The sequence below is a fragment of the Pacificitalea manganoxidans genome (assembly GCF_002504165.1).
GTDB classification, from domain to species: Bacteria; Pseudomonadota; Alphaproteobacteria; order Rhodobacterales; family Rhodobacteraceae; genus Pacificitalea; species Pacificitalea manganoxidans.
Genome location: NZ_CP021404.1, coordinates 894,483 through 908,799, shown reverse-complemented (window position 1 = coordinate 908,799; position 14,317 = coordinate 894,483). Strand labels below are relative to the sequence as shown.

The window sequence follows — 14,317 nt, the reverse complement described above, 5'->3', positions numbered from 1 at the left end:
GGCGGGGGGCGTGGCAGACACGCCCCCCGCCCCAGTCGATCCCGCGTCGAGAGCGACATCAGCCTGCCCGGGGGATGGCGCTTCTCGGGCTGAGCGGGTGTGCTTTATCCCTGCCACACCCCTCTCCGGTCTGAGGTCACCGTGAGGGTGACAAAGCGCCAACCCGTGGGGACGGGCAGGCGCTCGCTCTCGCGCCTTTCAGGCTTGTCCGAGAGCGGATGCGCTCAGTGCCTCGGTCGTGGGCCATTGGTCCGTTGCGTGCAACGCAAGCCTGCCCGGGGGATGGCGCTTCTCGGGCTGAGCGGGTGTGCTTTATCCCTGCCACACCCCTCTCCGGTCCGAGGTCACCGCGAGGGTGACAAAGCGCCAGCCCGTGGGGACGGGCAGGCGCTCGCTCTCGCGGCCTTTGGGCTTGTCCGAGAGCGGATGCGCTCAGTGCCTCGGTCGTGGGTCATTAGTCCGTAGGCGTGCAACGTAAGCCTGCCCGGGGGGTGGCGCTACAACGATAGATCGGTGCGCTTTATCCCCGCCACGTTCCTCCCCGCTCCTAGGTCAGCGTGAGATGACAAAGCGCCAGCCCGCCGGACCGGGCAGGCGCTCGCCTGCGCGCTTCGCTTGTTCGCAGGCGGTTATGCGCATGTCATAGGGTGGGGACAGCCCCTCCCCGTCAGAGCGTCGGTTTCTTCTGCATCAGCGGCATCACGTCACCCATGTCGGGGCCGCGCTCCATGCCGGTCACGGCGCGGCGGAGCGGCATGAACAGGCCCTTGCCCTTGCGGCCCGTCGCCTCCTTCACCCGGCCCGACCAGTCAGACCATGTAGCGTCGTCATAGGGCGGCTCGCCCAGCATCGACAGCGCCTGCGCGATGAAGTCGCGATCCTCGTCCGCCACCTGCGGCGCGCCACCGTCGCGGAACAGATCCCACCAGCCGGCCATGTCATCCAGCACGGTGATGTTTTCGCGCACAACCCGCCAGAACCGTTCGGCCAAGGGCGCGGGCACGCCCAGCGCGGCAATGCGCTCGGCAACTTGCGCGAACTCCAGCGATTGCAGATGCCGGGCAGTCAGCGGGAACAGATCGGCCTCGTCGAACTTGGTCGGTGCCGAACCGAAATGCGACAGATCGAACCCCTCGATCAACTCGTCGAGCGAGCCGCGCAGCTCCACCGGCTGCGACGAGCCCAGCCGCGCCATCAGCGACAGCAGCGCCATCGGCTCCACCCCGCGCGCGCGCAGATCGCGCAGGCTGAGCGTGCCCAGCCGTTTCGACAGCGCTTCGCCCTGCGGGCCGGTCAGCAGCGAATGATGCGCGAAGGCAGGAGCGGTCCCGCCCAGCGCTTCGATGATCTGGATCTGGGTCGCGGTGTTGGTCACATGGTCGGAGCCCCGCACGACATGGGTGATCCCCATCTCGGTATCGTCCACCACCGAGGCCAGCGTATAGAGGACCTGCCCGTCAGCGCGGATCAGCACCGGGTCGGACACGCTCGCCGCGTCGATGGAGATCGGGCCAAGGATGCCGTCTTCCCATTCGATCCGCTGCTGGTCGAGCTTGAACCGCCACACGCCATCGCCACGCTCGGCCCGCAGGCGGGCGCGGTCGTCGTCGGACAGCGCCAGCGCAGCGCGGTCATAGACCGGCGGGCGGCCCATGTTCAGCTGCTTCTTGCGCTTCAGATCCAGTTCGGTCGGGGTTTCGAACGCCTCGTAGAACCGCGCTTTCTCGCGCAGCTCATCGGCGGCGGCGGCGTAGCGGTCCATGCGGTCGGACTGACGCTCGATCCGGTCCCATGTCAGGCCCAGCCATTCCAGATCTTCCTGAATAGCATCGGCATACTCCTGCTTCGAACGCTCCGGATCGGTATCGTCCAGACGCAGGATGAACGTGCCACCCTGCTTGCGGGCGATCAGCCAGTTGAACAGCGCGGTGCGCAGGTTGCCGACATGGATATAGCCGGTGGGCGAAGGGGCGAAACGGGTCACGGTCATCGGGGATCTCCTTGGCCCGCTGCTCTTTCACAGCCGGGCGCGTTTGTCCATATGGAGGGCAGAGCCGCCAACCCCGGAGCCCCCATGACCGCCTCATCCGACCCCGCCCGACCTGACTGGGCCGATGCCACCGCGCCCGATCTCGACACATTCGCACAGCTGGCCCATGAGGCCCGCGATGCCCTGCCCGCCCCCTTTGCCGAGGCTGCCCGCGAGGTGCTGCTGCGGATCGAGGATTTCGCCCCGGACGACATGCTGGCGGAAATGGAGATCGACGACGTGTTCGGGCTGACCGGGCTTTATGACGGTATTCCGCTGACCGAGCGGTCGGTCATGCACCAGTTGGAGCGCCCCGATACGATCTGGCTCTTCCGCCGTCCGATCCTCGATGAATGGGCGGAACGGGGCAACGTGACGCTGGGGGCGCTGATCGGCCATGTCTTTGTCCATGAGCTTGCGCATCACTTCGGCTGGTCCGACGCGCGCATCGCGGAAATCGACCGCTGGTGGGAGTAACCCGCCGCAGCCCATGTTTCCCTAGCGTCACGTTGGCGTTCTGTTAGGCTTGCCGCAGTTATTTTCAGAACGGAATCTTTATCATGACACCTCAGGAAGCGTGGCAGACGCTACGCGATGACCCGGAATATTTCCTCCGCTGGTATCCGCTAAAGATGGCAGGCTCGAACCTGCCGATGGTGGCGGGGGCCGCAAACCCCAAGGTCTACAGCATCTACAAACTGCATCCCGACCGGGACGGCACGGCCCCCGGCGACACCAAACGCGGCCACCACGGCGCCACCCGCCCCAGCCGCAACAAGGTGATGAATTTCTTCAACATCTCCAAGAATATCAGCTCGTTCCACATGAGCACGGGCGGGCTGCCGCAGATCGGCGCTCACGGCCCGATCAACGCCTGTTATGTGCCGATGCTGAACTGGAATTCGGACAGCTACGGGATGCAGAACCTGAACGCCGATCCCACCGCCCTGCCCTATTATGTGGCCGATAACAGCGGCGACGGGTTCATGGCCACGGGGCAGCTATCGGGGTGCTGTTTCGCCTGGCAGGAGGTCGGCGGCAATCTTTACTGCAGCCATGTCAATCCGGCGGGCGGCGATGGCGGCACCATGCAGGATGCGATGGCCGCCACCGGTCAGCAGGACGGCGCCCCCGGTCCGCTTCAGTTTTACGGGCGGCGGCAATATGCGGCGCTGGCCTCGGTGGTGGGGCTGCGCAACAATGCGGGCTGGCGGCTTTATGCGCAGACCAGCGCCGACAGCTTCCACACCGTCAACGGGCTCAGGCGGCTGCACCCCAATCCGGTCGTTCTGCGCTAGAGTCCGCGCGGCTCAGCGGTCCACATCGGGCCAGACGCCGGGATCGCGCCAGCGATTGACGATCGGATACCGCCGGTCGAGCCAGAACGCCCGGTTGGTCAGCCGTGGCCCCGGCGCGGACTGGAAGCGCTTGTATTCGCTGATGTAAATCAGGTGTTCGATCTTCTTCACCGTGGCCTCGTCGAACCCTTCGGCGACGGCCTCGGCGACGCTGGCCTCCTGATCGACGAGCAATTCGAGGATCCGGTCCAGCACCTCATAGGGCGGCAGGCTATCCTCGTCCTTCTGATCCTCGCGCAGTTCAGCCGAGGGCGGTTTGTCGATGACACGCGGCGGGATCACCTCCCCGCCCGGGCCCATCATCCAGTCGCGGTGATTGGCGTTGCGCCAGCGGCAGGTCTCGAACACCCGCATCTTGTAGAGATCCTTGATCGGATTGTAGCCGCCGTTCATATCGCCGTAGATCGTGGCATAGCCCACCGCGACCTCGGATTTATTGCCGGTGGTCAGCAGCATTTCCCCAAACTTGTTCGACAGCGCCATCAGGATCACGCCGCGCAGGCGGGACTGGATGTTTTCTTCGGTCAGGTCGGGCGTGGTGCCCGCAAATAGCGGCGCCAGCGCCTCGGTCACCGCCGCGCGCGGGCCGGTGATCGGCACCTCGTCCAGACGGCAGCCCAGCCGCTGCGCTACATCCGCCGCATCCTCAAGCGAGGTGGCGGATGTGTATTCCGACGGCAGCATCACGCAGCGCACGTTCTCGGGCCCGATCGCATCGGCAGCGATGGTGGCGCAGATCGCGCTGTCGATACCGCCCGACAGGCCCAGCAGCACCTGTTTGAACCCGGTCTTGCGCATGTAGTCGCGCAAGGCCAGCACCATGACGTGGTAATCCTGTTCCCACGCATCGGGGATCGGCGCGCGCGCGCCCTCCTCCGCGACCCAGCCATCGGCGGTGCGGGTGAATTCCACATGGGTCACCGCCTCCTCCAGCATGGGCATCTGCACGGCCAGCGCGCCACCGGGATTGAGCACGAAACTGCCGCCGTCGAACACCTGATCGTCCTGCCCGCCGACCATGTTGAGATAGGCCAGCGGCAGCCCGGTCTCGATCACCCGCGACACCATCAGCGACTGGCGCAGACCCATCTTGTGCCGGTGATAGGGGGAGCCATTGGGCACCAGCAGGATCTCCGCCCCCGTTTCGGCCAGCGTCTCGGCCACGTCCTCGTGCCACGCATCCTCGCAGATCGGCGTGCCGATCCGCAGCGGTCCCAGCCGGTAGGGCCCCGAAACCTGCCCCGGCGTATACAGCCGGTATTCATCAAACACGTCATCATGCGGCAGATGATGCTTGTAGACCTGCGCAGCGATCTTGCCGTCCTGCAAAACGAAATAGGCGTTGTAAAGCTTGCCATCCTCGAAGATCGGCGCGCCGATCCCCATGGCCGGACCGTCGGCACAAGCGCGGGCCAGATCCTCCAGCACCCGGTCGGCATGGGCCACGAAAGCGGGTTTGCGGACCAGATCCTGCGTCTGATAGCCGGTCAGGAACATCTCCGGCAGCGCGACGAGGTCGGCCCCGGCGGCGCGGGCCTCCTCCCATGCGGCGCGGGCGCGCGCGGCGTTGTCGTCAAGCGCCCCTACGGTCGCGTTCAGCTGGGCGAGGGTCAGGCGAAATCGGTCGGTCATGGACAGCTCCTCGGCGCCGGAGGATGCCCCGGCGGGATCGGCGAACGGTTTAGCAGATTGTCGGGCGGGGGAAAGCCGATGCGCTCAAAAAGCCGTGGGCCCAACTTGTTCGCCTGCCGCCATTCCCATAAGCTGCGCGAGCCTGCGCAGGTGGTCGGCCCATGGCCGCACGACCCCGAAGAAGACCCCGCGCATTGAGGAGAGACCGAGCCGCCATGACCCCGTTCCGATCCGTTTGCCAGCCCCGCCCGACCGGCGATACCCCGCACTGCGCCGCCCCCGGCACGGGCCCGTTTCGCGCGTTGCGGGTCGCCGCGCCGCTGGCCGTCGCGCTGGCACTGGCGCTGCCGGGCCCCGCCGCTCACGCCCAGACCGCGGAGGTGCAGACCAAGCAATACGATAATGGCGGCGTCTATGAAGGCACCTTCAAAAACGGGCTGCAACACGGTCAGGGCACCTACACCCTGCCCAATGGCTACGAATATACCGGCGACTGGGTCGAAGGCGAAATCCTCGGCACCGGCACCGCGCGCTTCCCCGACGGATCGGTCTATGAGGGCCAGTTCGCCAAGGGCAAACCCGACGGCACCGGCAAGATCACCTTTGCCGATGGCGGCACCTATGAAGGCGATTGGGTCGCGGGCGAAATGACCGGCGAGGGCATCGCCAACTACGCCAACGGCGTGCGCTACGAAGGCGGATTCACCAACGCGCTGCATGACGGCGAGGGCACGATGCGCTCCCCCAATGGCTATGTCTATACCGGCCAATGGGTGTCTGGCGTGAAGGAGGGCAAGGGCCGCATCACCTATCCCGACGGCGCGATCTACGAAGGCAACCTGAGCCGGGGCGAACGCTCCGGTCAGGGCGTGCTGACCATGCCCGACGGGCTGATCTACGATGGCGCGTGGAAAAACGGCCAAATCAACGGTCTGGGCACGCTGACCCAGCCCAATGGCGATGTCTACGAAGGGCTGCTTGTCGATGGGCGTCGGCAGGGCAAGGGCACGGTCACCTATGCCAATGGCGATGTCTATGACGGCAGTTTCGAGGATGACCAGCGCCACGGCGAAGGCAGCTTCACCGGCACCGATGGCTACGCCTATACCGGCTCATGGGTCGAGGGCCGGATCGAGGGCCAGGGCCGCGTCACCTATCCCGACGGGTCGGTTTATGAGGGCGAGTTTGCCGATGACCTTGCTAATGGCGCAGGCACCATCACCTATCCCGATGGCTCCACCTATGCCGGCGACTGGGTCGCTGGCGTGATCGAGGGCGAAGGCATCGCCCGCTACGCCAACGGCCTGATCTACGAGGGCGGCTTCAAAGAGGCCAAGAACCACGGTCAGGGCAAGATGACCTTCCCCGATGGCTATATTTACGAAGGCGCGTGGGAAAACGGCATGCGCTCCGGTCAGGGCAAAGCGACCTATGCCGATGGCACCGTCTATGAGGGCGGCTTTGCCGATGGCGAACGCGAAGGTCAGGGCACCATCATCATGCCCGACGGCTTCACCTATACCGGTGGCTGGAAGGATGGCGAAATCCACGGCGAGGGCGTCGCGACCTATGCCAATGGCGATGTCTACCAAGGCACCTTTGCCGAAGGGAAGCGTCAGGGTGAAGGCACGATGACCTATGCAGGGGGCGAGGTTGCGACCGGCGATTGGGAAAACGGTGTTCTGAGCAGCGCCACCACCGAGGCCAGCCCCGACACGGACGCCCAGCCTGACGCCGAGGGCGAGACCGACGCCGACGCTGCGGCAGAGGGCGAAAGCAGCAACTAAGCTGCCGTGCCTCCTGCCGCAGACCTCTGGCGGCAGGGGATGGCTGGCGCACCGTGACGCGGACGCGGCCTAGCGACCAATGACCCGCATCGCCGCCGCGCCGAGGTCATAGCCCCAGCCGCGCAAGCCTGCGAACGCCGCCCCGCGCGGCGGGGTGATGGGCAGCGGAAACGCATCCGCCTGCCCCAGCGCCCAGCGCGCGGCGGCCCGGCCAAACACCGTGCCCGGCCCGATCCCGCGACCGCCATAGCCGTGGATCGAAATGCCGCCCGCGCCCAGATCCTCCACCCGTGGCAGGTGATCGCCGGTCAGCGCGATCCTTCCGACCCACAGATGGGTGATGGGCGGCAGGTCCAGATCGGGCCACAGCCTGCGGGCATAGGCGCGAATCCACGCCCGGCAGAACGCGGACGAAGGCGGACGGGTCGGGTTGCCCACCCCGCCCAGTATCAGCCGCCCCGCCGCATCGCTGCGCAGGGAATGCATGGCCAGCGCGGTGTCCCAACACCCTTCGCCGCCGGGCAATATCCGCGCGCGCCACGCAGACGGCAGCGGCGCGGTGGCGGCCTGCACCCAATGCAGCGGCGCATGGCCCGGCTGCGCCCCTGCCCCGCTCCCCGTGGGATAGGCATTGGTGGCGCGGATCAGCCGCGCGGCCCGGATGGTGGCGCGGTCGGTCTGCGCCTGCCACAGCCCGGCTTGATGCGTGATCGTCTGCGCGGGGCTGGTCTCATGGATCACGGCCCCCGCCGCCTGCGCCGCGCGCGCCAGCCCCCGCGCATAGCCCATCGGCTGCACCGTCCCGGCTCGCGGATCGCGCAAGGCCCCAGCATAGCGGTCACTGCCCAGCCGCGCGGCCAGTTCCGCGCGGTCCAGTATCTCCACCGGGGTGCCCCGCCGGGCCAGCTGCGCGGCGCGGGTGTCCAGCGCGGGCAGCGCGCGGGCCGCATGGGCCAGATGCATGGTGCCGTCACGGCGCGCCTCGCAGGCGATGCCGTGCTGCGCGATCAGATCGAATACCAGATCGGGCGCAGCGGCGAGCGCGGCGGTCAGCGCCTCGCCCCGTGCCGCGCCAAGCGTGTCGTTCAGACTGTCCGGCGCGGTCCAAAGCCCGGAATTGACCAGCCCCACATTGCGCCCCGAGCCGCCATGGCCGACGCGCCGTGCCTCCAGCACCGTGACGCGCACGCCCGACTGCGCCAGATGCAGCGCCGCCGACAGACCGGTATAGCCCGCGCCGATCACCAGAACATCCGCCGTGCTGTCCTGCTCCAACGGGGCGCAGGGCGGCCAATATGGCGCGGTATCGGCCCAGAGCCTGCCCTCCGGGTCCGCCGCGCTGCCGCTCCCGCCCCCGTCCGGGCGCATCAGATGTCGAACCTGATCCCTTGCGCCAGCGGCAAGGCGGTCGACCAGTTCACCGTGGCGGTCTGCCGGCGCATGTAGCCTTTCCACGCGTCCGAGCCGCTTTCGCGCCCGCCGCCGGTGTCCTTCTCCCCGCCGAACGCGCCGCCGATCTCCGCGCCCGACGGCCCGATATTGACGTTGGCGATGCCGCAATCGGAGCCGCCCGCCGCCAGAAACCGTTCGGTTTCGCGCAGATCGGTGGAGAAGATGCACGAACTCAGCCCCTGCGGCACCGCGTTCTGCATTGCGATGGCGTCCTCGATCTCGGTATAGCGCATGACATACAGGATCGGCGCGAAGGTTTCTTCGTGCACCACATCGCTTTGCTCCGGCATCTCGACGATAGCGGGGTGGACATAGGCCGCGTCGGGGTGGCTGTCGGTCAGCGCCGCGCCGCCACCATGAACCGTGCCGCCTTCGGATGTGGCGCGGGTCAGCGCCGCCGCCATCGCATCCCGCGCGGCGGTGTCGATCAGCGGCCCGACCAGCGTGCCCTCGGCCAGCGGATCGCCGATGGGCAGCCCGCGATAGACCTCCACCAGCTTTGGCACCAGCGCGTCATAGACATCCGCATGCACGATCAGCCGCCGCAGCGAGGTGCAGCGCTGCCCTGCCGTGCCCACGGCAGAAAACACAATCGCCCGCAGCGCCATGTCCAGATCGGCCGAAGGCCCGACGATCATTGCATTATTCCCGCCCAGTTCAAGGATCGAGCGCCCCAGCCGTCCGGCCACCACCTGTGCCACGACCTTACCCATGGGTACGGAACCGGTGGCCGACACGATTGGCACCTGATCGGACGCGGCCAGCGCCTCGCCCAAGTCACGCCCGCCGACCAGTGTCTGGATTAGCCCCTCGGGCGCGTCGCCGAACCGTTCCAGCGCGCGGTCGCAGATCTTCTGCACGGCAAGCAGCGACAGCGGTGCCTTCTCCGATGGCTTGGCGATGATCGGATTGCCGCAGACCAGCGCCAGCGCCGCGTTCCACGCCCACGGCGCGACGGGGAAGTTGAACGCGGTGATGATCGCGCAAGGCCCCATCGGGTGCCATGTCTCGCGCATCGCGTGGCCCGGACGCTCCGACGCGATGGTCAGCCCGTAGAGCTGCCGCGACAGACCGACCGCGAAGTCGCAGATGTCGATCATCTCCTGCACCTCGCCCAGCCCCTCTTGGTAGATCTTGCCGCATTCGAGCGTCACCAGCCGACCGAGGCTTTCCTTCTCCGCGCGCAGTTCCTCACCCAGCAGGCGGACCAATTCCCCCCGGCGCGGCGCGGGCACCTCGCGCCACACGCGAAAGGCCTCCTGAGCCTGCAGGATCGCCTTATCGGCGGCGGCCCGGTCATGTTCGGGCAGCATTGCGATCTCGGAGCCATCGACCGGGGTGGTCACGCGCAACGTGCCGCCGGTGGTCTCATTCGAGGCAAAGCCGCTGGCGGCGAGGATCGGTTGGTAGGACATGGCGGGGCTCCGTTCTGGTCAGTGCGGTGATCTCGCGCATGCGGCGGCAGATGGCCCTGCCCGGCGCGGGATCGGTCCCGCCCAGATCGGCATGGCGCGCGGCGCGACGCAACCCGAAACTCCGCCCCGGATACGCCGGACGCGGCGCGCTGCCGATCCCCCCGCCCCCCTGACACGATAAACCCGCCACGCGGCAGGGGCGCGTTGCGGGTCGGCAGATCAGGTCGGGACACGAATTCCGGCGGCAGGATCACCGATGCGGCGCGGAGGCCGCAGGCAGCGCCATGCCACCCCCGCCCTGTGGCGCCGAGGCGCGGGACGGGGCGGTCCGCGTCACTGCGGGCTCCGCCGTGGGTTTGGCCTCGGGCGCGCTGCGGCCCGGTAGCTCCGTCGCCAGCGGCAATTCCCGCAGCAGGCTCGACGCGAGGCAGGCCAGCGCGGCAAGCCCGGCCCCGGTCAGGAAAATCGGCGACAGCGCATCCGCAAAGCCCTGAAGCACCAAGGTCTGCTGCGCGGGCTCCAGCGCGGCGATGGCCGCGGCCGAGAGGCTGCGCACACCATCCTCGGCACCCAGCGCACGGGCCAGATCCCCGCCCAGATTGATCGCCAGCGCGGAACCAAAGATCGCCCCGAATGCCGAGGTGCCCGTCGCGCCGCCGATCAGCCGGAACATATTGGCGCTGGCCGTCCCGACGCCCAGCAGCCGCACCGGCAGCGCGTTCTGGATCGCGACGACGCCGATGCTCATCACCGGGCCGATCCCGATGCCGACGGTGACCATATAGACGACGACCAGCGCCAGCGGCGTGGTGGGCGTCAGTGTCGACAGCAGCGCCATGCCACAGGCAAGGATCGCGGTCGAAATCACCGGATACCATTTGTAATGACCGGTCCGCGCCATCAGACGCCCCGCGCCCATCGAGGTCAGGATTAGCCCGCCCATCATCGGCACAAGGAACATGCCGGACTGCGCCGGGCTGATGCCCCGCACCATTTGCAGATAAAGCGGCACGAAGGCGATCGCCCCGAACATCGCGGTGCCGACCAGCAGGCCGGTGGTGTTGACGGTCAGAAAGGCGTTGTTGCGGAACAGGTCCATCGGCAAGATCGGCTCCGGCGCGCGGCGCTCGACCAGCACAAAGCTGACCAGCGCCCCGGCAAGCAGCGCGAACAGACCCAGTAGTGCGGGATCGCCCCATGCCAGCGTCGAGCCGCCGAGATTGGCGATCAGCACGATCGTCCCCAGCACCGTCGCGAGAAGCGCCGCGCCCAGATAATCGACGCTGGGCCGGGCTGCACCGGGATCGCGGGGCTTGCGGCTTAGCGCGACCCCCAGAACGGTCATCGCCGCCGCGCCCACGGGCAGGTTGACGAAAAAGATCGTGTGCCAGCTGAATTGATCGACAAGGAACCCGCCCAGCAGCGGCCCAACCACGGTCGAGACACCGAAAACGCCGCCCATCAGGCCTTGCGCCTTGCCCCGGTCGCGGGCGGGCACGACATCGGCCACCACGGCCATCGCGGCCACGATCAGCCCGCCGCCGCCCAGACCCTGCACGCCGCGCGCGATCACCAGCGTGGTCATGTCGGGCGCGATCCCGCCCAGCACGGACCCGGTGAGAAAGACGAGAATACCGCCCTGCATCACGATCTTGCGCCCGAACAGGTCGCCCAGCTTGCCAAAGATCGGCGCGCTGATGGTCGAGGCCAGCAGATAGGCGGTGATGATCCATGTGATATGGTCGAGCCCGCCCAGATCGGCGGCGATCACCGGCATAGCGGTGGTGACGATGGTCTGCCCGAGCGAGGCCAGCAGCAGCACGGCGGCGGCAGCCGACAGCACCACCATCGCCGATTGCTCGGCCCGCGGGGTGACGGTGGCGAGATCCGCGCCACGGCCAGACGGCGCTTTCGGGGCGGGGGGCACGGGGGCCACGTGGTTGACTTCGGCTGGGGCGGGCGGGCGCGGGGCCTGCATCGCGGCATCACGCCCGGAAGTTGCGGATTTTTGTGACATGAGACCTCGGACACGGGCAAGATGCGCGGCGGGGCCTTCCCGGCGGCGCATCAACAGCATATTCTGGAATTGACCGATATATGTGCCGTGAGCATATATATGTCAAGTGAAACCATCCCCCGGCGCGCGCGCTGCGCGGCGGATTGCCATGACCGTCCCGCCGGGGCGGCCTCGACGGAAAGGACCACCGCCATCCCCTCGCGTGATCGCACATTGCTGAATGACAAGCTCGCCCGCGCCGGCATCGCCGCCGATATCGCCGATGCCGCGCTTGAACTCGACGCCATCCTGCAGGCATGGCGGCGCAAGGTGGACAAACGGGAACTGGGTCGCCGGGCCATCGCGGAGCTGGGTCTTGCCATCGAAATGCCCATGCTCGACGTGCTGATCTCGATCTGGGCGCCGTCGAATGAATTTGGCCGCTCCGAGCAAGCCGAGACCACCGTCGGATCGGTGGCGGAGCGTCTGGGCATCGATCCCAGTCGTGCCAGCCGCATGGTCAGCGCCGCAATCGAAGCAGGCTACGTCAAGCGCGACGTCAGTCAGGTCGATGCCCGCCGCGCGGTGCTGAAGCTCAGCGACACCGGCACCGCCATCGTGGAGGCCGTGCGCACCTATAAGTTCCTGCTGCTGTGCGATTTCCTGAATGGCTGGAGCGCCGAGGAACTGGCTTTGTTCGTGCCGCTATTGGCGCGGTTCAGTTCATGGTCGGATGCCAGCCCGCGCGCCACACCCGGCTCCGCCGAATGGCTGGGGCTGGAAACCGACAAGCTGATCGGTCGGCTGCGCGATGTCGGCGTTACGGTGCGCGAGCCCGCAGCGCTGGACTAAGTGCCGTGCGGGGCGGGCAGATGGGACAGACGCCGGGCGGTGCCCGGCGCCCCGCACCCCGCACGCGCCCTTGGCCCCTGCCCCGGCCGCAATCCGTTTGTGCCCGCGGGGCTGACCTGACACTATCGCAAAACAAGGGCGGCGGAGGATCTGATCGCCCCGAGCCCCAGAACGCATGGCAGCCGGACCGATACCGACCGTGGACAGAGACACCCACCTGAAACACCTGCTGACCGCGTTCCTTGCGATCAGCCTGTTCTTCCTGATCACATGGATGATCTATCTGGGCCAGGAAGTGCTGGTGCCGCTGGCCTATGCGGTGGTGGCCGCGTTCGTTCTGGTGCAGGTGGTGGACTGGCTGGGGCGCTTGCCGATCATCGGGCGCACGCCGCTATGGTCGCGCCATGTCGTCGTGCTGGCCGCGTTCCTGATCGCGGTGGCGGTGCTGGTCGTGCAGGTCCGCATCAATGTCGAGGCGCTGATCGGGCGCTTGCCCGACTATCAGGTCAACATTTCGCTGCTGCTGGACCGGGTGGATGCGCGGTTCGGGCTGGACCAGTATTGGGACGGCGGGCTGAGCCGCGCGCTGCTGTCGCAATTCAACCCCCAAGCCATCGCGCGGTCGTTTCTGGGTGCCTTGGGCAGCCTCGGCGGGCTGGTGCTCCTGATTTTCCTCTATACGGCGTTCGTGCTGGCCGAATACGCGAATTTCGTGGGCAAGCTGCACACCGCCCTCGGCGACAGCCGTGATGTGGAGCAGGCGCTGCGCGTCACCGGCGATATCAACCAGCGGATCGGCGGGTTTCTGGCGATCAAAACGGTGGTGAACCTGATCCTTGGCATCATTTCCTATGCCGCACTGGTCGTTCTGGGGATCGAGCTTGCCGGGTTCTGGGCCATCGTGATCGGGGTGCTGAACTACATTCCCTATCTGGGCAGCTTTGCCGCCGTGTCGTTCCCGGTGGTGATGGCACTGGCGCAGAGCGGCTCGATCCGGGTGGCGGCGACGACGCTGGTGGTTCTGACCATCCTGCAGGTCATCGTCGGGTCGTTCGTCGAACCACGGATGATCGGGCAGCGGGTCAATCTAAGCCCGCTGGTGGTGCTGATCTCGCTGGCCGGGTGGTATGCGCTCTGGGGGTTCTCCGGCGCGGTGCTGGCGATTCCGCTGACCGTGATCCTGCTGTCGGTGCTGAGCACGATGGAGTTCACCCGCCCGGTCGCGATCCTGCTGTCGAATAACGGCCGGGTCTGACCCGTCGCCCCGTCACTGGGGCGGTTGGGGGCGGTCACCTTCTAGATCGGATCGGGATGTGCGCGGCACCGCCGATGGCAGCGCTCGGGCCAAGGTCAGGCCAAGTCGTGGCCCTGCCCCGGCGCCAGCGGTCAGAGCAGGCGCTTGATCTTGTCGTCGGGGGTCAGGTCCGGTTCCTCATCCAGATCGAACCCGGCCCAGTTCGCGTCCGTCCCCGTCGCCGGCAGTTCGGGCGGGGTGACATGGCGGTGGATATAGGCCTTGGCAATGAAGTTCGCGGTGATCGGCGCCGTCAGGAACAGGAAGATCGTGATCATCAGCTCATGGAAGCTGGCATGCCCCTCAAAGCCCCAGAAATAGATCATCGACGCGATCAGCACGCCGCCGACACCCAGCGTCGTCGCTTTGGTCGGGGCATGGAGGCGGGTCATGGTATCGGGCAGCTTCACCAGCCCCCATGAGCCGACGAGCCCGAACAGCGCCCCGATAACGAGGCAGATGGCAATCAGGATCTCAAGGATCAACTTGCTCTCCATGGTCC

At 67.2% G+C, this 14,317-nt stretch carries 11 protein-coding genes; 5 read left to right on the top strand and 6 right to left on the bottom strand.

Going from position 1 to position 14,317, the window contains the following annotated elements; genetic code table 11:
- Nucleotides 1–667: 667 nt before the first annotated feature.
- Complete coding sequence (gltX, locus tag CBW24_RS04195; protein WP_097372772.1) at nucleotides 668–1,990, bottom strand: glutamate--tRNA ligase; 1,323 nt, start codon at nucleotides 1,988–1,990, stop codon at nucleotides 668–670.
- Between the two features lie 84 nt (nucleotides 1,991–2,074).
- On the opposite strand from gltX, the gene CBW24_RS04190 reads away from it, so the two are divergent.
- Together CBW24_RS04190 and CBW24_RS04185 are read left to right on the top strand one after the other, a co-directional pair.
- Entirely contained in the window at nucleotides 2,075–2,506 is a 432-nt protein-coding gene (locus CBW24_RS04190) for a metallopeptidase family protein (protein WP_097372771.1), read from the top strand.
- 83 nt (nucleotides 2,507–2,589) lie between these two features.
- Nucleotides 2,590–3,327, top strand: coding sequence for a hypothetical protein (locus CBW24_RS04185; protein ID WP_097372770.1), 738 nt, complete (start codon nucleotides 2,590–2,592; stop codon nucleotides 3,325–3,327).
- 12 nt (nucleotides 3,328–3,339) lie between these two features.
- On the opposite strand, the gene CBW24_RS04180 is transcribed toward CBW24_RS04185, so the two are convergent.
- Nucleotides 3,340–5,019 (bottom strand): NAD+ synthase, encoded by a 1,680-nt coding sequence (locus tag CBW24_RS04180; RefSeq protein WP_097372769.1) that lies wholly within the window; start codon nucleotides 5,017–5,019, stop codon nucleotides 3,340–3,342.
- A 215-nt stretch (nucleotides 5,020–5,234) separates the two neighbouring features.
- Here CBW24_RS04180 and CBW24_RS04175 point away from each other — a divergent pair, with 215 nt between their 5' ends.
- A complete protein-coding gene (locus CBW24_RS04175; protein ID WP_097372768.1) occupies nucleotides 5,235–6,806 on the top strand; it encodes an MORN repeat-containing protein in 1,572 nt (523 codons plus the stop codon).
- 69 nt (nucleotides 6,807–6,875) lie between these two features.
- Here CBW24_RS04175 and CBW24_RS04170 read toward each other — a convergent pair whose 3' ends face one another.
- From CBW24_RS04170 to CBW24_RS04160, 3 genes are all read right to left on the bottom strand, one after another.
- Nucleotides 6,876–8,174 (bottom strand): NAD(P)/FAD-dependent oxidoreductase, encoded by a 1,299-nt coding sequence (locus CBW24_RS04170; RefSeq protein WP_097372767.1) that lies wholly within the window; start codon nucleotides 8,172–8,174, stop codon nucleotides 6,876–6,878.
- Nucleotides 8,174–9,673: an L-piperidine-6-carboxylate dehydrogenase gene (gene amaB / locus CBW24_RS04165; protein ID WP_088663290.1), complete on the bottom strand. Its 1,500-nt coding sequence runs from the start codon at nucleotides 9,671–9,673 to the stop codon at nucleotides 8,174–8,176. Before amaB ends, CBW24_RS04170 begins: the two co-directional genes overlap by 1 nt.
- Nucleotides 9,674–9,923: 250 nt before the next feature.
- The gene (locus tag CBW24_RS04160) at nucleotides 9,924–11,609 is read right to left on the bottom strand and encodes an MDR family MFS transporter (protein ID WP_232530102.1); all 1,686 of its coding nucleotides are present in this window, start codon (nucleotides 11,607–11,609) and stop codon (nucleotides 9,924–9,926) included.
- A 180-nt stretch (nucleotides 11,610–11,789) separates the two neighbouring features.
- Here CBW24_RS04160 and CBW24_RS04155 point away from each other — a divergent pair, with 180 nt between their 5' ends.
- Together CBW24_RS04155 and CBW24_RS04150 are read left to right on the top strand one after the other, a co-directional pair.
- Entirely contained in the window at nucleotides 11,790–12,521 is a 732-nt protein-coding gene (locus CBW24_RS04155; RefSeq protein WP_157773050.1) for a MarR family winged helix-turn-helix transcriptional regulator, read from the top strand.
- A 199-nt stretch (nucleotides 12,522–12,720) separates the two neighbouring features.
- On the top strand, nucleotides 12,721–13,776 hold the full coding sequence (locus CBW24_RS04150; RefSeq protein WP_157773048.1) for an AI-2E family transporter: 1,056 nt from the start codon (nucleotides 12,721–12,723) through the stop codon (nucleotides 13,774–13,776).
- A gap of 131 nt (nucleotides 13,777–13,907) precedes the next feature.
- Here CBW24_RS04150 and CBW24_RS04145 read toward each other — a convergent pair whose 3' ends face one another.
- Nucleotides 13,908–14,312 (bottom strand): Na+/H+ antiporter subunit G, encoded by a 405-nt coding sequence (locus CBW24_RS04145; RefSeq protein WP_088663293.1) that lies wholly within the window; start codon nucleotides 14,310–14,312, stop codon nucleotides 13,908–13,910.
- Nucleotides 14,313–14,317 lie beyond the last annotated feature (5 nt).